General features: G+C 40.9%; 21 protein-coding genes and 1 pseudogene. 14 read left to right on the top strand and 8 right to left on the bottom strand.

What is annotated here, in order from left to right; all coding sequences use genetic code 11:
- Position 1 precedes the first annotated feature (1 nt).
- Genes NO991_RS08535 through NO991_RS08550 form a run of 4 tightly spaced genes read right to left on the bottom strand, consistent with a single transcriptional unit; the run spans position 2 to position 3843 of the window.
- On the bottom strand, positions 2-502 hold the full coding sequence (locus NO991_RS08535; protein ID WP_054551194.1) for a DUF1543 domain-containing protein: 501 nt from the start codon (positions 500-502) through the stop codon (positions 2-4).
- An 8-nt stretch (positions 503-510) separates the two neighbouring features.
- The gene (locus NO991_RS08540) at positions 511-1854 is read right to left on the bottom strand and encodes a sigma 54-interacting transcriptional regulator (RefSeq protein WP_054551193.1); all 1344 of its coding nucleotides are present in this window, start codon (positions 1852-1854) and stop codon (positions 511-513) included.
- Between the two features lie 2 nt (positions 1855-1856).
- On the bottom strand, positions 1857-2384 hold the full coding sequence (locus NO991_RS08545; RefSeq protein WP_371351937.1) for a hypothetical protein: 528 nt from the start codon (positions 2382-2384) through the stop codon (positions 1857-1859).
- A 1-nt stretch (position 2385) separates the two neighbouring features.
- Positions 2386-3843 carry a HAMP domain-containing sensor histidine kinase gene (locus NO991_RS08550; RefSeq protein WP_300360750.1) on the bottom strand — a complete coding sequence of 486 codons (1458 nt, stop codon included), beginning with the start codon at positions 3841-3843 and terminating at the stop codon, positions 2386-2388.
- A gap of 312 nt (positions 3844-4155) precedes the next feature.
- On the opposite strand from NO991_RS08550, the gene NO991_RS08555 reads away from it, so the two are divergent.
- The 5 genes from NO991_RS08555 (at position 4156) to NO991_RS08575 (ending at position 6923) form a co-directional block, all read left to right on the top strand.
- Positions 4156-4383: a cag pathogenicity island protein Cag25 gene (locus tag NO991_RS08555; RefSeq protein ID WP_054551190.1), complete on the top strand. Its 228-nt coding sequence runs from the start codon at positions 4156-4158 to the stop codon at positions 4381-4383.
- 9 nt (positions 4384-4392) lie between these two features.
- Positions 4393-4620: a hypothetical protein gene (locus NO991_RS08560; RefSeq protein ID WP_054551189.1), complete on the top strand. Its 228-nt coding sequence runs from the start codon at positions 4393-4395 to the stop codon at positions 4618-4620.
- 98 nt (positions 4621-4718) lie between these two features.
- Entirely contained in the window at positions 4719-4952 is a 234-nt protein-coding gene (locus NO991_RS08565; RefSeq protein WP_054551188.1) for an EF-hand domain-containing protein, read from the top strand.
- 4 nt (positions 4953-4956) lie between these two features.
- Positions 4957-5190 (top strand): EF-hand domain-containing protein, encoded by a 234-nt coding sequence (locus tag NO991_RS08570; RefSeq protein ID WP_054551187.1) that lies wholly within the window; start codon positions 4957-4959, stop codon positions 5188-5190.
- A 92-nt stretch (positions 5191-5282) separates the two neighbouring features.
- Positions 5283-6923, top strand: a complete 1641-nt coding sequence (locus NO991_RS08575; RefSeq protein WP_300360745.1) for an amidohydrolase — start codon at positions 5283-5285, stop codon at positions 6921-6923.
- Positions 6924-6925: 2 nt separating this feature from the next.
- On the opposite strand, the gene NO991_RS08580 is transcribed toward NO991_RS08575, so the two are convergent.
- Positions 6926-7156, bottom strand: coding sequence for a YgjV family protein (locus tag NO991_RS08580; RefSeq protein WP_054551185.1), 231 nt, complete (start codon positions 7154-7156; stop codon positions 6926-6928).
- Positions 7157-7424: 268 nt separating this feature from the next.
- Here NO991_RS08580 and NO991_RS08585 point away from each other — a divergent pair, with 268 nt between their 5' ends.
- The 3 genes and pseudogenes from NO991_RS08585 (at position 7425) to NO991_RS08595 (ending at position 11303) form a co-directional block, all read left to right on the top strand.
- Entirely contained in the window at positions 7425-8081 is a 657-nt protein-coding gene (locus NO991_RS08585; protein WP_054560870.1) for a Crp/Fnr family transcriptional regulator, read from the top strand.
- Between the two features lie 361 nt (positions 8082-8442).
- Positions 8443-10062, top strand: a complete 1620-nt coding sequence (locus NO991_RS08590; RefSeq protein ID WP_187490632.1) for a hypothetical protein — start codon at positions 8443-8445, stop codon at positions 10060-10062.
- Positions 10063-10283: 221 nt separating this feature from the next.
- Positions 10284-11303, top strand: a pseudogene (locus NO991_RS08595) (IS630 family transposase).
- Positions 11304-11388: 85 nt separating this feature from the next.
- Here the strand turns inward: NO991_RS08595 and NO991_RS08600 are convergent.
- Both NO991_RS08600 and pepB read right to left on the bottom strand, forming a co-directional pair.
- A complete protein-coding gene (locus NO991_RS08600; RefSeq protein ID WP_187490633.1) occupies positions 11389-11955 on the bottom strand; it encodes a phosphoribosyltransferase in 567 nt (188 codons plus the stop codon).
- A 209-nt stretch (positions 11956-12164) separates the two neighbouring features.
- Positions 12165-13460 (bottom strand): aminopeptidase PepB, encoded by a 1296-nt coding sequence (gene pepB, locus NO991_RS08605; protein ID WP_054551182.1) that lies wholly within the window; start codon positions 13458-13460, stop codon positions 12165-12167.
- A gap of 149 nt (positions 13461-13609) precedes the next feature.
- Here pepB and sfsA point away from each other — a divergent pair, with 149 nt between their 5' ends.
- On the top strand, positions 13610-14329 hold the full coding sequence (sfsA, locus tag NO991_RS08610; RefSeq protein WP_054551181.1) for a DNA/RNA nuclease SfsA: 720 nt from the start codon (positions 13610-13612) through the stop codon (positions 14327-14329).
- Here sfsA and NO991_RS08615 read toward each other — a convergent pair.
- Entirely contained in the window at positions 14319-16862 is a 2544-nt protein-coding gene (locus NO991_RS08615; protein ID WP_371351939.1) for a penicillin acylase family protein, read from the bottom strand. The two genes, sfsA and NO991_RS08615, sit on opposite strands and share 11 nt — an antisense overlap.
- A gap of 147 nt (positions 16863-17009) precedes the next feature.
- On the opposite strand from NO991_RS08615, the gene NO991_RS08620 reads away from it, so the two are divergent.
- The 5 genes from NO991_RS08620 (at position 17010) to folK (ending at position 21690) form a co-directional block, all read left to right on the top strand.
- Entirely contained in the window at positions 17010-17999 is a 990-nt protein-coding gene (locus NO991_RS08620; RefSeq protein ID WP_371351940.1) for an AraC family transcriptional regulator ligand-binding domain-containing protein, read from the top strand.
- A gap of 212 nt (positions 18000-18211) precedes the next feature.
- Positions 18212-18655 (top strand): RNA polymerase-binding protein DksA, encoded by a 444-nt coding sequence (gene dksA / locus NO991_RS08625; RefSeq protein WP_054551179.1) that lies wholly within the window; start codon positions 18212-18214, stop codon positions 18653-18655.
- Positions 18656-18675: 20 nt separating this feature from the next.
- Complete coding sequence (gene gluQRS, locus NO991_RS08630; RefSeq protein WP_300359394.1) at positions 18676-19620, top strand: tRNA glutamyl-Q(34) synthetase GluQRS; 945 nt, start codon at positions 18676-18678, stop codon at positions 19618-19620.
- 292 nt (positions 19621-19912) lie between these two features.
- The gene (pcnB, locus tag NO991_RS08635; protein ID WP_300543626.1) at positions 19913-21199 is read left to right on the top strand and encodes a polynucleotide adenylyltransferase PcnB; all 1287 of its coding nucleotides are present in this window, start codon (positions 19913-19915) and stop codon (positions 21197-21199) included.
- Positions 21200-21201: 2 nt separating this feature from the next.
- Complete coding sequence (gene folK / locus NO991_RS08640; RefSeq protein WP_054551177.1) at positions 21202-21690, top strand: 2-amino-4-hydroxy-6-hydroxymethyldihydropteridine diphosphokinase; 489 nt, start codon at positions 21202-21204, stop codon at positions 21688-21690.
- Positions 21691-21707: the final 17 nt, after the last annotated feature.

Below are 21707 nucleotides of genomic sequence, written 5' to 3' on the forward strand. Positions count from 1 at the left end.
ATCACAACACGTGATAGCCAAACCAATCGGGCTTCATTGCTTGTGCTTGCCCGCTTGGCGTTAATTTGATTGATAAGTTGCTATCTAACAAGTCAATCGCAAAACAATCGTCTACATCGTGTAAATCATCTTTATGAAGATGAGTCATTCCCGCCAATAAAGACTCTTTAGCGCGTTGCTTTGCTTCTTCACTGCTACGCGCAACGTACAATGCAAAATCATGCTGCTCTGCAAGGCTATCAGCTCTATAGGCACCTAAGTTCACAAAATACAGTTTTTCGGCTTGGTGATGCGCACTATCAACCACTTCGACCTGATAACCATCAATGTGCTGAATTTGCATGTAGCTATCCATGTGTACGTTGCTTTTATCACCCACCCATTGTGCTTTTAGTTTTGAGTAGGTTTGCTCAATGCTATCGCCTACGACAAATCGAACGTCGTGCATTTCAATGTGGCAACCTTGAATACGACCGCCCAGATAGACTAAAAAAAGCGCCATGTTTTTCCTTATATTAAGCTTTCAACATTAATGTTGTGCTTTTTGATTAATTTATAAAAATCTGAGCGATTACGTTTCGCAAGCTTTGCGGCTTCGGCAACATTACCCGCTGACATTTTCAGCGTATTAATTAAATAATCTCGCTCAAATTCTTTTTTTGCATCATTTAACGAAAGTGGCTCAGCAATACTAACATTACTATTTAATGCACTCTCAACTAACTGAGCAGCTATCACTTTACCAGGTGTAAGGGCTACTACCTGCTCTATCACATTTTGTAATTGACGGATATTACCCGGCCAATCATAGCGCACCAAAGCATGCATCGCATCATTGGCAAACTGCTTTTGCTCTTGCCCCATACGTTTAGCAATTAGACCTGCAAAATGCTGTGCTAGCAAACTAATATCTTCTCGGCGTTCACAAAGCGGAGGCAGTTTTAAGTTCACCACATTTAATCGGTAATATAAATCTTCACGGAACTGCTGATTATTGATTGCCTCTGGGAGGTTCTTATGAGTCGCCGACACCACCCGCACATCAATTGGGATCTCTTCTTGAAAGCCCACAGGGCGAATGGTTTTCTCTTGTAAAACCCTCAGTAGTTTTACCTGTAAATTTAGCGGCATATCACCAATTTCATCTAGAAAAAGGGTCCCACCTTGAGCTTGTTGAAACAAACCTTGATGGTCTTTGACTGCGCCTGTAAACGCGCCTTTTTTATGCCCAAACAATTCAGACTCTAAAAGCTCCCCCGGCACAGCGCCGCAGTTAATTGCCACAAATGGCCCGTCACTAACATGGCTATGTTGATGTATTGCTTGTGCAAGCAACTCTTTACCTGTGCCGCTAGCACCGGAGATCAACACATTCACTTGCGTTGGACCAAGCAATTTAACTTGCTCAAGTAAATGCAACATCGCGCCGCTACGGGTGACAATATTTGTTTGTGTCGGTGTTTCATCACCGTGTACACCATGGATCTCAATAGCTTTAGCAAGGCTGTCGAACAGCTCATCTTTATCAACTGGTTTGGTAATAAATGCAAAAATACCTTGCTTCGTCGCTTCCACTGCATCAGGTATCGAACCATGTGCTGTCATCATAATCACCGGCATTGAAGGGTAACGACTTTGTAACTGGCGATGTAGAGCCATGCCGTCCATTTCATCCATTCTTAAGTCAGTGATCACCGCATCATAGGTTTGGTTTTTTAGTGTTTGTAATGCCTCAATGCCACTTTCAACTGTGTTTACCAAATAGCCTTTAGACTCAATTCTAATCGCTAGTAACTTTAATAAACTCGCATCGTCATCTACTAATAAAACCCGTGGTTTTGTTACTTCATTCATGGTTACTGCTCCTTGGTCTCTTCACGTAGCAGAAGTTGTTGTTCGATAGTCGCAAGCGACGATAAGGTTTTTTCCATTTCATCACTCAGTGCTTGCTTAGCTTGTTTTGCCGCTAAATTCTGTTGTAAATATTGCTTTTGTAACCATAGATACTGCTTAATATCATCTGGCCAATAAAAAGCATGGTCACTTTTTTCAAGCTGACTAAGAGCTTTTTCTGGCTCTGAAGCACCGAGTAAACAAATCGACCCAAACAGACGCTTTAGCTCATTTTCGCCAACATAATTTGCTTTATCAGAGCTTGCTTTAAAGCCACCGCACTTGGCAGCATGCCAAGCAATGACTGTACTTGCAGGCGGGTATAACGGCTCACTTTTCGGCCGAGGCTTTGGATTAGGTTGCCCTTGAGATTTCACATCTGCTGTCGGCTCTATTTGCTCTGCCTCAACATGCTTTTGCGTGATCGTGCACCCTGTTATAAAAAGTGTGCCTATAACAAGCATAAAACTGGCTTTATTCGCTAAGCCCATATCAGTTAACTCCTTGGGTTAATTGAATTGGTAAAATGGCTGTAAATACACATCCTTGCGGCTCATTATCAGTAATAGAGAGCTTACCGTTTAATTGTTCAACAGTTTCTTTAACTATGGTTAAACCGAGTCCACTGCCCATTTCAGTATGTTGTTTTGCATTCTTGCCTTTGTAAAAAGCCCCAAACACGGCGGCTTTTTCAGTATCTTCTATGCCTATTCCTAAGTCGCTGACACTCAAAATTAACTGTCCCTGCTTTAAGCTTGCTTTTATTGTCACTGACTCATGTTCTGGCGAAAACTTTAACGCATTTGAGGTAAGCTGAATAAGCACCATTTCAAGTAGCTCAATTGAGATAAACAAAGCTTTATTTGGTAATTCATTCACCCACACAATGGATAAGTCACGCGCTGATAATCGGTGCTCAAAATGACGCTCAATTTTGTTCATCATCAAATTAAAGTTAAGCTCGCTTAGGCTTTGCTTACTGGTGCGAATGGCGTTGTAACTCAATAAGCTTTCAATCATGGCTCTGAGTCGCACCATACTTTGCGTTATTAGCTCAAGAACGGCTTGTTGCTCGCTATTGATAGGACCAACAATTTCATCTGCGAGTAAGTCTGTGCCTTCAACCATCGAAGCTAGGGGCGTTTTTAATTCATGTGTCACATGGCGTAAAAACGTATCTTTTTGCTGCTCAAGCATATGTAACTGCGCTTGAACCCACTCTAATTTATTACCTAATTCAACTAACTCTGACGAGCCGCGAACTTGAATTTTTTGCTGCCAGTGACCTTGTCCAACTTTATCAATCACATGTGTGAGTTCTCTGAGCCGCCCGCTGATCCGCCAAAGAAAGCCGCCCCCGACCAATAACGTGAGTGGAATTAACGCAACTAACCAATTAATAAATGAAGCTTGAAGCGCTTTTAATTGCTGCTGATTTTTTGTGATGCGCAATTCATTTTGCTCTTTGAGCCAATTTGTTTGCTCACTGATAAGCTTACTAGCGGGTGCAAACAGCTCACCATCTTGCTTTTGTTCTATTAATAAATGCTGATGCGCAAATTGTAATACCTCAGCCAATTGCCGCCACTGCGAGACATAATCAGCGGTTGGGCTTAAGAAAATGAGCTCATCGACACTTTGCAATGACGATTGCCACTTGTTGGCAATCAAGCTATCGAGGGATTCACTTTTAAGCACCCAGTTTTGTCGAGTTGCTCGTTCAAGGCTATTTAAGTCTTGTTTGAGGTTGTTAAATGCTTTAGTAATCTCGTAATTGTCACCGACGATTTCTTGAGTCACTGCAAGCTGCTTATTGAGCGCATTTAAAAATAAAATCACCACCAAAGATAACGGTAGTAAAGACAGCAAAATGCTACAGACGAACTGGCCAATAAGACTAGGTCGCCAATTGAGTAACTGTTTTATTTTTATCGCTACTGTATTTTGCATATTCACTCTCAACATAATTGCAGATGCTGATTATTAGCGAACAAACTTAGACACTCGCTGAATCCGACCTTAAAAAGTACTGATTTCCCCCCAAAAACCGATACAAAGTTGCTATTTGGCAACAAACTAACTCATTGAAATAAAATAGATAAACTTTTAACACCTGAAAATCGTTGCAAAAAAGACACAACACCCTGTAACTATTTCGCATTCAAATCCACACAAAAACCATAACCACCTGATAACTAATAACTTTTAATATTGGCACTGATTTTGATTAGTACTAAGCAAATTAGTTATTTAGGACACAAAATGAAAGTAACGGCCCCGGTAGCCACCCTGCTTATAAGTCTGTTCTCAGTTCATAGTTACGCACTTGATTTGCAGACAACATTTAATGAGCTAGATAAAGACAGCAATGGTTTTTTGAGTGAGGCAGAAGCATCTGAAGATGCCTTGTTGCACGGCAACTTTACGCAAATTGATAGTAATCAAAATGGCCAAATTTCATTTTCTGAGTTTCAGTCGTTTATTCAATAGGAGATTGTAATGAAACAACTTTTAGCTGCATTCTCGCTGATGTTTTTAGTTATCAGCGCCACCGTTTTAGCATCACAAATGGATGTTCGATTTGCTAAATTTGATACAAACGCCGATGGCGAGATTTCATTAACTGAAGCAACCAAACACGATAACTTACTTAAGCAATTTGCCGATCTGGATGAAAACGGCGATCAGGTTTTGTCTGAACAAGAGTTTGAAAAATTCAAACCTTAACGGCTTAAAGTGCTTGCCATAATCCCAGAGGGAATGTGTAAACGGATTTAAATTTTGGGAGTTAAATTATGGCAAGCACTTTTATTTAGGAGGCAATTATGAGAATTTTCTGGCTTGCTCCATGCACCTTAATTACTATAAGCTTCAATAGCTTAGCATTGGACGTAAAACAACGCTTTGATCACCTAGATAAAGATAAAAATGGCTTTTTATCTGAGCAGGAACTGTCATCGCAACCGCACTTGCAAAAACGCATAGCGCAATGGGATACAGATAAAGATCAACAAATCTCGCTCCTTGAGTTTAAACACTATTTAACAAACAAGAGTTAAAGTAATGTCAAAATTAACCTTTGCCAGCCTAGTTTTAAGTTGTGCATTTAGCACAATGAGTTTTGCTGCAGATAGTATTGGTGAAAAATTTAAACAACTTGATCGTAATGACGATGGTTACCTGACTCGCTCAGAGTCTGCGAGAGACCCAGCTCTGTGGTCGCGATTTAAAAATTACGACAGTGATAAAGATAATAAATTATCCCTCAGTGAGTTTAAGATTTATGCGAGCAAATAAAGAGTTATAGTTAATTATTAATCTCTGCTGAGTTGCAGTTTACTGCAACTCTGATACTGTTTTCATAAATCAATAAAAACTATTAGAAGATTATGAAACTCATCATCAGCTTACTCGCAACAGCTTCACTTAGCTGCTTTGCCAACACCACTGTTATTTATAATGTAAATGGCTATACGCCTACCTATAAAGGCGAAACCCAACACTTTTCTGCACTGGTTTTTAAAGACGGTAAAATCGTAAAAACAGGCAATGACTCAATTAAAAATAGCTTCCCTGATGCCACCGCAATTGATGGCAAGCAAGCCACATTGTTACCAGGCTTAGTCGATGCTCATGGCCATGTGATTGGTTTAGGAAATAACCTTTCACAACTTGATGTAAGGAATACGCGCTCGGCAGATGAGGTTGGCAAAATGCTGGCTGAGTTTGCCAAAGATAAACAAAGTTGGATCATTGGTCGCGGTTGGAACCAAGAGCAATGGCCTGGCGGTGAGTTTCCAACTGCAGCTGATTTAGACAAATACGTAAAAGACAAACCTGTGGTGCTTTCTCGCGTTGATGGTCATGCTGTGTGGGTTAACTCAAAAGCCATGGAACTTGCAGGTATTGCCAAACAAACTCCCTCTCCTGCTGGCGGTGAAATTTTAAAGCTAGATTCTGGCTTACCTTCAGGGGTATTCATTGATAAAGCCGAAACGCTTATTACTCAGCATGTACCAAAAGTAAGCCATGCCAGCATAAATACAGCCTTAGATAATGCAGGTAAACATCTACTAAGTTTAGGCATCACATCAACCCATGATGCCGGTATCGATTACGACACGTGGCAAGTATACAAGCAGCGCTCTGAGCAAAGTACTCTTCCTGTCAGAATCGTAGCCATGCTAAGTGCTGCCGATCCTCAATTAGAAACCATGCTCAAAGCGGGTAAATATAAAGACATGAATGACATGCTGTCGATTCGCAGTGTCAAAGTGTATGCGGATGGCGCTTTGGGAAGCCGAGGCGCAGCCCTCATTGAAGAGTACGCTGATCGTAAAAATCATCATGGCTTAATGCTTGAAACTCAAGAAAAGCTTGAGCAGCTATTTAACCTAAGCTTTTCCCACGGCTTTAGTGCAAACACTCATGCAATTGGTGATAAAGCCAATCACGTAGTACTCGATGCCTATGAAAATGTGTTCAAAAAAACCGGTGGTATTTTACTTCGTAACCGAATTGAACATGCACAAATTGTGACTCCTGAAGATATTCCTCGTTTTAAAACATTAAAAATTATTCCATCAATGCAGCCTGTTCATGCAACCTCTGATATGCATATGGCGGAGCAGCGCCTAACTGAAAAACAACTTGAAGGGGCGTATGCTTGGAAAACCTTTTTAGCGCAAGGCTCAGTAATTGCTGCAGGTTCTGACTTTCCTGTAGAGCTTGCTGATCCGTTTGATGGCTTATATTCAGCCATTACACGAATGGATCATAATCAACTTCCTGAAGGTGGCTGGCGACCACAAGAGCTGCTATCGCGTGATGAAGCTTTGCGTGCATTTACTTTAGGTGGTGCTTATGCTGCACATCAAGAGTTTAAGGTAGGCAGTTTAGAGCAAGGTAAATGGGCTGACTTTATTTTGATTGATAAAGACTATTACAAAGCGCCAATTTCTGAAATTCACGATATAAACGTGACGCAAACTTGGATTGCGGGCGAGCTGAAATATAAAAAAGAGGAATAATATTACTCGGCGTCAGCTTTTTGCTGACGCTTTAATTTAACGATGTGGTAAATATTCACAAACGCCAGTAAGCCATTAGTGAAGGCAACGGGCACGGCTCCTATTGCTAATCCGTAGAAGGTAAATGCAATACACCCTGCTAAGTTAAGCCAACGTAGTTTTACTACATCGCTCATTGTCAAAGAAGCAACCAACAGTGCTGACGCTAAATAGCCTAAATATTCCCAACTCAATTGTTCTCTCCTAGGCTTTAGGTTAGCATTGGAGCTTGTCATTTTTTTTGACGCACTCTGTGCTATTTTGACAATAAAATAAAAAAGCTAACTTACTAAAAACCTTGTAAAGCTTAAGAATAACCTTGGCTTTAAAATCATTACACGGGAAATGAAGGTATCAGTAACGTGAAACACCTTACTAGCAAGTTAGCGTAAATTCTTAGAATCTTAATGCTAACGTCATTAAGATGTAATAAATAGGACAATTGTCCGAAGAGCGGCGTTAATGTTTCAATATCATTTTTCAAGCTACCTTGTTGACCAATTACTGACATTTGCTGGCAGCAGTTTTCAACAAGCTAAAAAAGAGGTGCTGATCCACCAAGATCAACCCTTGTCAAAACTCGTATTAGTGAGAAGCGGCACAGTGTCGTTCAGCTATGACGTGGGTAATGGCCGACGCCTTCTTTTAGGCCAGCTTGATTGTAACAACACACTGATAGGTGAAATTGAAGCTCTGAATAACTATCCGTGTATTTATACAGTTACGTGCTTTAGCGATGTAAGCTATAACCTAATAGAGCTCAAGCATTGGCGCGCCCTTCTGTTAGAAAAGCCAGAGTTAAGCTTGTACACAGCGCAAACAATTGCCGCTAAATTCCAAGAAAACCAAAAAATAAACTTAGATAAGCTGCTATTACCTCTTAGCTACAATATAGCTAAAGATTGCTTATTAAGAGCTGAAAACAGCAACCCAACGTTACTGCGTGCCTACCCTACCGTCAATGCTGAAGCTGAGCGCTTTGCTACCACCGAAAGAGCATATAGACGCGTCGTTACAGAGTTAGTTGAAAAAGGCTTAGTGCAGCGAAGCAATCAAGGTTTACAAGTAGTAGATATCGACAAGCTTAGTGATTACGTCGAAAGTTTTGCGCAGTTATAAATGTGTTACAAATTTTTCTTAAATGCTTTAAAATAATTTTACCAAACTGAATAATAAAGTCAGCATAAGTTCAGTTGGACAATCTATAAATATTCATAGAGTTAAGCTTCTTAATGGCATAGCTCTGTATTATAATTTTGCAAAGCGGTTGGTTAACAGAATTTACACTCGAAAGATAAGGTAAAACTTTCTTATTTTATTAATGAAAGTATATATAATGTTCACTTGACGTATATATAATGTACGCTTATCCTTCAATAACAGATAACCATGTGTGGCGTATTTTCGGTGCACAAACCGGTACTATTTGCTCTAATAAAAGTCTGATTACTTTACGAGAAAGGAAAGAAAGGTAACGATTATGGGAAACAATGAATTTAAACTAACCAAGCTAGCGCTAGCGTTAGGTGTCACTTTAAGCTTAAGTGGTTGTTTGAGTGATGACGACAAAAACGACACAGTGCCTGAGCCACCTGTACCTACAGTAGACGTTCCTGTGGCTGATACACCTGAGGATTTAACGTTCTATGTTTCAGGAAACGTAGTTCAAAAATCAACAGGTAACCCAATTGCTGCAACTATTATGTTCTTCCAAGACGGTTCTCCTTCTGAAAATGTTGTAGATATCGATGGTAACGCTATTACTTCTATCACAACTGAAGATGGTTCTTTCACATTCAACCTAGCTTCTTCTGATGTATCTACGCTTAAAATGATTGTTTCTTCAGATGAGTTCATTTCTAAAACTTCAGTTTTAGACTTTTCTGAAGTTGATGATTCAGAACCATTTGAAGCATTCGTTCAACTTACAAAACTTGATGACACTGTTACTTCCGCCTCTGGAACAGGTACAACAACTTCTGGTCAACTTGCCGAAGAATTAACTGTATCAGCAGATGCAGACTCAAGCTCAGCTTCAGTTGCTATTGGTACTGATGTTGTATTACAAGATGCTGATGGCAATGCAATCTCTGACGGTGATATTAGCTTATCAATTGTTACTGCTGATGTTGATGCCGCTTCAGGTAAAGCAAAAGCAATTGACCTTGTCCCAGACGGTTTAAATGAATCAAGTACAACTACAGTTCAAGTTCCAGTTTCAATGATGAATGTTGAATTGAAAGCGGGTGATACAAAAGTTAAAAACTTTTCTAGCCCAATTTCTCTTACTGCATCATTACCAGCAACAGTTAATGGGCAAGCTATTTCTGAAGGCGATTCTCTAAGCGTAATGTCTTACAACGAAGATACAGGTGAGTGGGCTCCTGAAGATTCTGTAACTGTAGATGCTGACGGTAACGCGACAGTTTCTACCGATCACTTATCTGGCTGGCCTTTCCTGTGGAGCTTCCCTGCTTGTACAGCAGTTCCAACTTTTGCGCTAGGTGGTTATCCAGGCAGCGTACCTTTGATTATAGATATTGATACTCCTCAATTCTCTTACAGCCGTCGTATTAAATCTGGCAGTGGCAACCTATTTTTACGTGCTGCGGCTAAGTATGGTCTATGGAATACACTAAATGCTCGTGTTTCTGTGCGTGATTTACTTGGTAATTCATGGGGTTTCAGCTCACAATTAGTTTGTGGAGCCATTTCAATTCCGGTTGTTCAACCTTACGAAATTGTTAGTGAGAACATCAATGTTACTTATTCTTGTTCAAATGCTAGCGAAGATTTCCAAGATAATACATACCCATTCACAGGTGCTTTAGTTAAATATGCACAATCAAACAGAATCAAAACAGCGGCAAGTGGTTCTGAGGGTTCATACAGCTTAATTGGCTTACAAAGCGGTTCAGAGTATGATGTTGTATTCACACCTCGTGGAGTTGACGTTGATGAACAAACATTCACTATTACAGCCGATGGTAATGATGAAACATTTAACATCGTCCGAGATAACTGTGAAGTAGAAGAAGTTCCTGTAACTGGTGGTACTGGTGGTACTGGTGGTACTGGTGGTAATGGTAACGGTGGCTAGTCCACAGCTAATGAAGCTTTTAAAACCGCGCTTATGCGCGGTTTTTTATTGTCTTTTTAAACTATACACAACACTAATCTTCTATTTTGTGATAAGCATCAATGTATTTGCACAGCTTAAACTACCACTTTTATCAATAGAGTGTTTTATACCATTCCGCTTAAATATCTGAGCTAATATAGGCTATATAAAACCACCGGCTAATAACATTGAACCCAAACATATCTGAACAACTTTTGACGCTTTCTCGAAAAGAACCAAGCGCACGAAAACACTTGCGATTGCTCGCAGTGTCATTATTTTATGAAAGTAATAGCAGAACCGATATTGCAAAACGTCTAAACACAGCAAGAAGTAGTGTTAATAAATGGGTTTCTAGTTACCTAGAGCATGGGCTAGATGCCTTAGACAATAAGCCTATTCAAGGACGTCCATCAAGGCTGCAACAGCAACAACTTGTACAACTGTCTGAGTTTATAAAACGTACGAACACAGACCTTCGAGGTGGCCGCCTTACCGTTGAAGACATTGTGCATTACATTCAAACTGAGTTTGGTATTCATTACCACTTAAATCATGACTATAAAATTCTAAAGCAACTTGGCTTTAGTTGGATCACAAGCCGCTCTAAACACCCGAAGCAATCATCACAGAGCCAAGAGGCTTTTAAAAAACTTCCAACTGGAAACGATCCTTCACACACCAGGACATCTTCCTCTTGCTCGTATCGACGTATGATTTCAAGATGAAGCGCGATTTAGCCAGCAAAATCCGACTACGCGCATTTGGGCTGAAACAGGCACTCGGCCACGGATTGTAAAAAACAGTAATTTGACTATGGATACTTATTTGGCGCGGTATGTCCAGCCACAGGCCAGACAGAAGCGTTAGTAAGTCCACTTGTAAATAAAGAAGCAATGACGCAGCATATGCGTCAGATATCACACGCGGCACCTATTGGAAGGCATGCTGTAGTGATAATAGATGGCGCAGGCTGGCACACATTTGATACTGCGGCAGAATTTAAGAACCTGACACTGATAAAGCTTCCTCCTTATTCACCTGAACTAAATCCAATAGAGCAAGTATGGAGCTGGATACGACAACATTGTTTATCCAATAGAGTATTTTCGGGCTATGATGAAATTGTCGATGAAGTTTCAAAGGCATGGAATCACTTTATTTCGGTACCAGATAGAGTGAAGAAAATGTGTAATCGGGAATGGATTAAGTTGATTTAATCTTTATGCGGAATGGTATTATCCCCCTAACTTCAAGCAATAAAAAAGGCTCACTAAGAGCCTTTTATGAAACATCTAGACAAGATTACTTTTCAAGTAAAATGTCTTGGATGTTCGCTAAATCTGACTTACCTTCGATAATTTCGTCTGGCGTTAGGCCTGAAAGCTCATGAGGGAACACTAACCACTCTTCAGACTCATGAATGAAGTAGTCTGGCACCATGTCTACCTTTGAGTTCTTTGGCTTGTAGTATGGGCAAGCAACGCGAATATCACGTGGTAGATTTAAGCGCATTAATTCAGAAAGCTTTTCTTTTAATGCAAAAATACTGCGGCCAGAATCGAACACGTCATCAACGATTAGTAATGAGTTATCTGCATTGGCATTTTCGATGATGTAATGCAAACCGTGAACTTTAATTTCTTTAGATTGCTGGTTAATACCGTAATACGAAGAAGTACGCACTGCGATATGGTCAGTTTCGATGCCTTTATAATCGTAATATTCTTGAACTGCGATACCAATTGGAGCACCACCACGCCAAATACCAATGATGAAATCAGGACGGAAACCATCTTCATAAACTTGTGCCGCAACACGAAATGAATCTTCAAGAAGCTGCTGCGCAGTGATATAGCACTTATCTGACATAAATAGAGACCCCAGTGTGAAATGATCATTCTAGTGTAGCTAATTTAATAAAAACTAACCACAGGATGAGAAAATGTGGGGCGGGATTTTATACTAATTTACTCAAAAAAGCTTGTATCAGTTTGTAAAATTCCCCTTTAGATCAAAAAAGCCCCTTAACTTAGATAAAGTTAAGGGGCTTTTAATTAGCTACAGAAAAAGTAAATTGCTTATGCTTTTTCTAGTAAAGTTCTTGCAACGGTACGCATACCTTGTGTTGTTGCGCCTGCAGCCCACTCGCTTGTGCTACCCATGTTAAATGCAGCAGCAAGGTCAATGTGCACCCAACCTTTGCCTTCATTTGGTACAAAGCGTGATAAGAAACCAGCCGCATTAGAAGCACCACCGTAACCACCACCTTTTTGAGGACGGCTATTTGCGGTATCTGCATATGGCGACGGGCAATTTTGTTGATGCCATTTTTCAAGTGGTAATGGCCATGCAGCTTCCATTTCTTGCTCTGCAAAGTCTTGTACGTCACGTACAAGCTCTTTATCAAGACCGAACAATGCATTGTACTCTTGACCAACAGCAACAAGCGCAGCGCCTGTTAGTGTTGCCGCATCAATGATTAATGGCGCGCCAGACTCACCTGCAGCCATTAAGCCATCAGCTAGGACTAAACGGCCTTCAGCATCGGTATTAACGATTTCAACTGTAGTGCCATTTTTATACGTTAAGATATCACCAAGTTTGTAGGCATGACCTGAAATTAAGTTTTCAGCACAACATAAGAACAATTTAATACGTTTGTTGATACCACGGCTAATAGCAAGTGCTAAGCCTGCAGTTACTGTAGCAGCACCGCCCATGTCGCACTTCATGCCTAACATGCCTTCACTTGCTTTGATTGAGTAACCACCTGAGTCAAAGGTAATGCCTTTACCAACTAAAGCGGCCGCAACAGGTGCGTTTTCGTCGCCCGTTGGGTTGTAATCTAATGCCAATAATACCGGTGGACGCTCACTACCACGGCCTACCGCGTGAATACCAATCCATTGTTGTTCTAATAAAGCATCGCCTTTAATGATTTGGTAGCTTACGTGCTCAGGCGCTAATGACTGAATAAACTCAGCAGCTTTACCAGCTAGGCTCTCTGGGAAAATATCATCCGCAGTGCCATTGATCATTTGACGAGCCCACGTCGCAGCTTGCTTTAACGAAGTCAGCTCTTTGCTGTCTGTTTTTGCATTTTCAACAAACTCAATTGCGTCTAAATTCTTTGGTGATACAAAACCTTGATAAAAAGCCCACTGTGTTTCTGTGCACCAAACATCGCCTACTAAGGCAATATTTTTTAAGCCTTGATTAGCTAACGTACGTGCTGCTTTTTGTACGTTTTTAAGTGTATCTTGCTCAGTTAAATGAACAGTTGCGCCTTGTTCAGTAAAAGAAAGAGCGGCTTTTTCGCCCCAATGTGCGGCAGCGCCCTGCTCGCTAAGTTGAACTAGAAATTTTTCTGACATGTTAGAATACTCTTTGCGCTAAAAATGTTGATTGAGTTTACTACAGCCAACGTCAGTTCCCAACAGCTTGCGATAAATAGCGTTATGAAGTGTGGTTTAATCCGCGTAATGAATCACTTACAATAAATAAAAACTAATCAGGTAGAGTCATGAAGTTTACTCCTGCATTACAATCAGCCACCTTAATTAAGCGCTACAAGCGCTTTTTAGCCGACTTAAAAACTGCCGATGGCGCAGAGTTTACAGCTCACTGTGCTAATACAGGCAAAATGACGGGCTGTGCAGAGCCTGGGTTTAAGGCTTTTTATTCAACCAGTGATAATGCTAAACGTAAGTACCCTCAATCCTTGCAATTAACTCAGAACCAATTCGACCACTTAATTTGTGTTAATACCGCTATTGCAAACCAGGTTGTGCTAGAAGCTTTAAATACAGGCGCGATTGCTGAACTTGTTGGCTATCAAACCATTGCTGCAGAAGTAAAATACGGCCAAGAAAATAGCCGTATCGACTTTTTATTAACAGATGAACATAAACCCCATTGCTATGTAGAAGTAAAATCTGTGACATTACTTTCACAAACAGAACCACACTCCGGACAAGGGTATTTTCCGGATGCAAAAACTGAACGTGGCCAAAAACATGTCAGGGAATTAGTAGAAATGGTACAGCAAGGGCATCGTGCCGTTCTGCTTTTTGCAGTTTTACACGACGGTATCAATCAAGTAAGTGCAGCAGAACATATCGATCCGAAATATGCCCAGCTTTTGACTGAAGCTATAAAAAAAGGGGTTGAAGTGATTGCTTATAAAGCAGAAATTTCAGCCAGCCAGATCAGACTGGCTGAAAAAGTACCTTTTATTGCTTAGTCATTGACAGGTCGACTTCATCAATCAGGTTAAGCTCAATATCTTCATCTTTAAAAAGTAAAGGTCTAAGCTTAGCCGACTGAGAATAATAGCGACTTTGATCATCAAAATGTTCTGAATGTGAGTCTGAACTTTGTGACATGGTTAACAAACCTTTTGCCTCAGGGCCATTTTCTGTAAAGTTCATTACAAACATCCAACTAGAGCCATAGTTAACAGGGTATCCCTGCGGCGTTAAGTTTGATGTAAGAGGTTTACCCGTCACAGCATCATTTAGAACAGCATAATCCGTGTAAGGGATTAGTGTTGAACGCGTTAAGTTACTGCGATCATATCTGAACACGTTAAACCCACCTTCCACATGCATAGGACCAGCCCAAGGTAGCTTTTCACCTGAGCCACTGCCACCGGCAAGTGATTTTTCGACAAACTGTAATTCATCTAAGCGACTATCCAGTGCAACATTATTTGCTTGTAAATTATAAACAGCATGTGCCAATGCAGTTAAAGCAACTTTATCTTTGCGTAATGTATTTGGCGTATTAGCAGGGTTAGTCACATCAAAATTGTCATAAAGATGCTCTTTTGCGTTAAATAAGTGCGCAAACTCGCGAAATAAAGCAGCACCTTGCGTATCTAAGTTCATTTTACCATCGGCATTAGCTAATAAATCACATGCTTGGCTGATATAAACTTGCGTACCGTTACTTAATTCAATTGGTAAGTCCCCTTGTGTAAAACATTGTAATGCCAGCTCTTCAAACACTAAACTCTCAAGGTAAAAGTGATTACCAACTAATGCCTGCTCTAACTCATCCAAGGTAAATTTAGCATCTTCGCCTCCTCCTTGCTGAAGAAGCTTCAATCCCATTCTTGTTCTTAGTGATAGGGGTTTATGCACATCACCATATTGAGCCGCAAAGCCGATGAGTGGCTCGTTAAGATTAGTAACCCAATAGCTGTCATTAGAATTTTGTACATAATCTGTGCGTGTTAATTGCGGCGCTTCGTTAAATGGTACTTTGCCTTGGCTTTCAAATAGCTTCATATTGCCAGGAACAATGTCAAAGCCGACGGACTCTCTCAAAGCAACAAGCTCTGGTTGTAATCGAATGGCTAAGTTCGCTTGATCGTCAAGCTTTAAAACCGTGCTATCGTCAACATAAAAGACATTACCTTCTTTGTCTGCTGCCATGGTGTTATTGAAAGACACACCATCAAACTCAGCAAAGGCTGCTTTCATATCTTCAAGGCTTACAGCTTGGTTTAAAGCCGACCACTGAGCAACGACATCCATATTAAATTCGTTAGCATCTTTTATCGTAAATGCTTGAGTATCACTCCAACCTAAGCCATTTTCTACAGGTGTTTCGAGCATTAATCCATGATGGCTATAATAAAAGGGCTTGCTCAACTCAATTGTGCTGCCAGCACCTGTAGCCACTTCAACAGTAACGACTTTTTCAGTAATTGAGTACTGCTCATCTTCAACACTATAACTCATTCTATCATTTTCATTTAAAGCCAATTGATAAATTAAAAAGTGACGCGCAGTCGAAAAAGTATGCGTCCAAGCTACATGCTCGTTAAAGCCAATATTAATAACGCCCGGCATTCCCTGAAGACTCCCCCCCATTACATCCATAGCACCAGGTATGGTCAAATGAGACTGCCAAAACCGCAAATTTCCCTCATAAGGAAAGTGTGGATTAGCGAGTAATCCTCCTTTGCCATTGGCCATCATGTCTTTACCTAGGCCCCAACCGTTTGAACCCAAATGTTTATATTTTTTTTCAAGTTTAAATTGCGCAGCTTGCTGAGCAATGTTGTTAGTGATACTAGAAACAGCTGAAGGAGCACCGCTCATTGGTACAGGTAAATATTCATTGCTATCCCCAGGGTTGGCAAAAAAAGCTAACTCTAAAAAATTAGCTGAGCTGGCTAACTGCACGGTAGCCATTGAATAGGCAAGCATATCTTGTGCTGTTAGTTGGGTAACCCAAGGTTGCGATGCACACTCTGGAGCAAGGTTTTCAACACCGGTGTCTGTTACGTATTTATTAAACCCCTGTACAAACCCCTCGTAGTGGGCGCGACTGTCTTCATTGAGTTCATCATAATGTTGCAGTGCGTACTCATTCACTCCTAATGCTTTATAACCAAAGTCTGATATTAAGTGCTGTGAATCTCCACTTCCAGCAACCTTATCTGGGCCATAGTATTTTGAGCGTTCGCCTCGCACTTTAATAATTTGGTCCATTAATAAGCAAGCATGATCTTTTGCATATGCAAACCCTGCTCCAAACGCCAAACTCTCTAAATTTGCTGCTGTGATATGGGGTACACCATAGGTTGTCCATCGCACATTCGCTTGTAACGTATTGCCTTCGGAAAATGCAGGAATATCTACTTTTACAACTGGATCTGGGTAAGGGGTAACAACGGGAGCTGTGGTGTCATTGTTATCTTTATCTGAATTACAGCCGACGAGCAAAGCCGCAGCAATACCGATTAGCAGGGGATTGAGTTTCATTGTGGATCCTTATTATGATTGTATGTCCACCCCCCAGCTTGCCTTAAATAGTAGGCTAAATCTTGACCTTTCACGCAAAAAATTGACTTTGCGCGCCAACTAATGCAGCGTTACTTCTATTAAAATAATAATAACTATGAATGACCTATGTTTTATATCAGTTGCCAGATAATTCGCTCACTTGTATTTTTTTTAGAACGCCAAGGCATGTGTAGCAAACAGATTGAAGCTTTGCTCGGTGAACGACTGAAAGATTTGGACGATGTAAGCGCCCGCTTTCCTATTGCTGACTATGAGTCACTCATGCACTATGGCGATAAAATATTACAACAAGAGCATATTGGGCTGGAGTTTGGCAACTCTTTAAAAGCACAAAATTGGGGGCTATTAGGTCATGTTGCATTAGTGAGCAAAAACTTAGAAAAAGCACTGGATCATGCACAGAGATTAAGCAAAACAATACGAAATATTGGTCACATTGAACTCGTTTCTGAAGACGAGTTTTGTCGTCTAAGCTGGCATGCTCAAAGTAACATACAGCATTACATGGTAGATGAATTATTTAGCAGTTGGCTTTCATTTGCTAAGCACTGTTGTCACAATCATGCCGATGTTAGCCTTGAAAAAGTACAGTTGACTAGGCCGACCCCTAACCCAGAAAGTTTAACTGTTTATAAACAGGTTTTTAATTGCCCTATTGAGTTTTCAGCTAACTCAAACTCTCTTATTTTTAGTAAATCGATTCTTAAATGTCGATTGCAATCTCCTAACCCCGAGCTTGAAAACATTTTATTATCTCAAGTCGATACAGCTGTATCACAGCATGATTATGCCTCGCAGTTAGTTACTTTCATTAATACCCAATTGCCTCACATACCGACCCTTGAGCAAGCATCAATTCAACTCAATATTAAAAAACGCACTTTACAACGTCACCTTTCAAATCAGCAACTTAGTTTTTCTAAACTCATTGATCAGCAACGAAAACTACTTGCAAAAGAGATGCTTCTAAAAGGCCTATCTGCACTGGAAATTAGCAACAAGTTAGGCTTTTCTGAACAAAGCGCTCTACAACGCGCCTTTAAGCGTTGGTACAAAACCACGCCAAAAAAGTTTTTAGCTTTATATACTATTTAAGTTGTATTATTTTTTTTTGCCCATATAACTTAGCAAATTTAAAAAAATGACGAGTAGTTAAGGGCTTACCAAACCGCCCATAATTATTTGAGCAATCATTAGCACAAGGTCAAGAGGATTAATTAAAAATAAATTTGCCTCAGTCTAATGATTCTGCTATTTATAGCCGCCGGCTAACGCTGGGCAAAATATTAAGGATTTAGGAGAAAGTTATGCCAGACCAAAAAAGACTAGGGTTATTGGCTCAGGCCGGGTTGGAACCATACCAAGAACAGCCAGGTGAAGAGTACATGAATGAAGCACAACGTGCTCATTTCAAAACAATTTTAGAAGCTTGGCGTAACGATTTACGTAACGAAGTAGACCGTACTAAATCGCATATGCAAGACGAAGCAGCTAACTTTCCGGATCCAGTAGACCGTGCAGCACAAGAAGAAGAATTCTCATTAGAACTTCGTACTCGTGACCGTGAGCGTAAACTGATCAAGAAAATTGAAAAAACGATTCAATTAATCAAAGAAGATGACTTTGGTTTCTGTGAATCATGTGGTATCGAAATTGGTATCCGCCGCCTAGAAGCGCGTCCTACAGCTGATTTATGTGTAGACTGTAAAACGCTTGCGGAAATTAAAGAAAAGCAATCTGGACGCGGTTAATTACATCCTTTAATTAGCCCATGTCTACCACAGCCGTTAACACGCCAATGCGTGAATATCGTGGCCGCTTTGCGCCATCCCCTTCAGGGCCATTACATTTTGGCTCACTTATAGCGGCTGTGGGTAGCTTCCTTGATGCAAAAGCAAATCAAGGAAAATGGTTAGTACGCATTGAAGATATCGACACAACGCGTGTTGTAAGCGGTGCTAGCGACGATATATTACATACCTTAGAGGCTTACGGCTTGCACTGGGACGAGCCTGTCATATACCAAACCCAGCGTCATGAGCAATACCAAGCCATTGTTGACGAGTTAATTTCGCAAAACCTTGTTTATGCATGTCATTGCACGCGCAAAGAAATTAAAGCAATCGGTGGAATATACCAAGGCCACTGCCGGTATAAAAACCACGCTTTAACTGATTCAGCGCTACGTTTAACCCAGCAATTTGCAACCAGTCACTACCATGATTTAATTCAAGGTGAAGTGTATGTTGATAGCCAACTTGCCAAAGAAGATTACTTAATAAAGCGCAGCGATGGTTTATTTGCTTACCAACTGGTCGTAGTCGCCGATGATATCGCACAAGGTATTACAAGAGTCGTTCGCGGCGCTGATTTACTCGAGCCAACTGCACGACAACTCAGTTTGTTTAAGCAACTAAGTAAACCGGCCCCAGAATACGCCCACCTTCCTTTAGCGGTAGCTAAACCTGGTTTTAAGTTATCAAAGCAAAATTACGCCCCCGCAATAGCAAAATCAAATCCAAAGCCCGCGTTGTTCGATGCCTTGCGCTTTTTAGGTTTAAAGCCAGAAAGTTCACTATTATCGTTAAGTACCGAACAGATGTTAGCTTGGGCTGTTGAAACTTACCGCCTTGAACACATACCAAAGGTGCAAGAAATACAAGTTAGCGAGGATCCTAACTCTCCTTTTTGTAACTTTGTTACTATTGAAAAATAAATTGCCAATTTTAAAGGCCGAGTAACTTAATTTTTCAGCCCTGCTGGTATATGATAGCGACCCAAAGTGTGCGAATCATCAACACCTTAATTTAGCGCCATTTAAAACACACTGATTACACGTCAATCTCACATCGGCGAAGTATCAAACAAACGCTATACTTGATGAGTCGCAAAGTCCGCGTCGTAGGAGACAGATTATTATTTCTAAGCTTTTTCAATTTTGTCGGCAGATTATTGGCCCAAATGCCACGACATCAAGTGATGCTTTGCCAACGAGCGAGTTACCTTTGGTGATCGAGCGCAGTGAACATGGTATTTCGCGCAAACAATTTAGCCCAAATGCAATCAAAGTATTGTACCGCCTTAAAGAAGGTGGTTTTGATGCCTACCTTGTAGGTGGTTGTATTCGAGATATATTGTTAGGCCAACAACCAAAAGACTTCGACGTTGTAACAAACGCAACCCCTGAGCAAATCAAAAAGCTATTTCGTAACTGTCGTCTAATTGGTCGTCGTTTTCGTTTAGCCCATATCGTGTTTGGTCGAGAAATTATTGAAGTGGCGACCATGCGCGGCCATCACGAAGCCGAAGAAAGCAAAAATCAAATTAGCCAATCAAGCGAGCACGGCCAACTCCTGCGCGACAATGTCTATGGCAGCATCGAAGAAGATGCCGAGCGCCGTGACTTTTCGATTAATGCACTTTACTACTCAATTAACGACTTTTGTATTTATGACTATGCCAATGGCATTAGCGCAATAAAAGCAAAACAAATTGAATTGATTGGCGACCCAGAAACACGTTACCGTGAAGACCCTGTGCGTATGTTACGTGCAGTGCGTTTTGCTACCAAACTGGGAATGAGCATTGCGTCTGGCACCGAAAAACCAATTAAAGGCCTTGCTAATTTACTTGACCATATTCCGCCTGCTCGTTTATTTGAAGAATCACTTAAATTGTTCTTAAACGGTAAAGCTGAAGAAAACTACCTAATGCTACGCCAATATGGCTTATTCAAAGCATTATTCCCTGCACTTGATAAAATCTTAGATGCCAATCCTGATGGCCTTGAGCATGCGTTTATTCTGCAAATGTTTAAAAACACCGATAAGCGTATCAATGCAGATAAAAAAGTCACGCCGGCCTTTATTTTTGCAGCCTTATTGTGGTTCCCATTACTCAGTATTGCTAAGAAGCTACAACAACGCGATCAACTTTCAGAGTACGATGCATTTGCACAAGCGATGAACAAAGTACTGAGTGAAAACGCACAACATGTAGCAGTACCAAAACGCTTCACACTGGGTGCACGCGATATTTGGCATATTCAGCAACGTCTTGATAAACGAGGTGGTCAACGTGCTTATAGGCTGACTCAACAGCCTCGCTTCAAGGCAGCCTATGATTTCTTACTTTTGCGTGTGCAAGCTGGCGAAGAGCAGCAAAAAGAGCTTGCTGATTGGTGGACAACCTACCTAAGCCAAGACATCAACGGCCAAAAAGAGATGGTTAAAAATTTAGGACACCAAGGTGGCCCTAAGCGCCGTCGTCGCCCACGCAAGAAAAAAGTAGACTAAGTATGCATACCGTTTATTTAGGTTTAGGTGCCAATTTAAACGCGCCACGTAAACAAATTCATGCTGCTGTCGCTGCCCTAAAAGCATTAGAAGATGTTGAGTTTGTTTGTGTATCCCATGATTACGCAAGCAAACCCATGGGGCCACAAGATCAACCCGATTATGTAAATGCGGTCGCATGTGTTAAAACTGCACTTATGCCAGAGCAGTTGCTTGATTTAACGCAAGCCATTGAGCTTGAGCATGGCCGTGTTAGAAAAGAACAGCGCTGGGGTCCGCGTACCCTTGATATAGATATTTTATTGTTCGGTAATGACGTAATAGACACCCCTCGCTTAACCGTGCCTCATTATGGCCTAACAGAGCGAGAGTTTGTTGTTTACCCCTTGTTGGAAATTGCACCAACACTTGTACTACCGAATAATCAATCACTTGCTGATATAACAAAAACGTTGCCTTTAAACGATTTACAACAACTCCCTCAGCAGTAATCAACCAAGGCTAAGCC

Source organism: Pseudoalteromonas sp. DY56-GL22 (genome assembly GCF_041414715.1).
GTDB lineage: Bacteria > Pseudomonadota > Gammaproteobacteria > Enterobacterales > Alteromonadaceae > Pseudoalteromonas > Pseudoalteromonas simplex.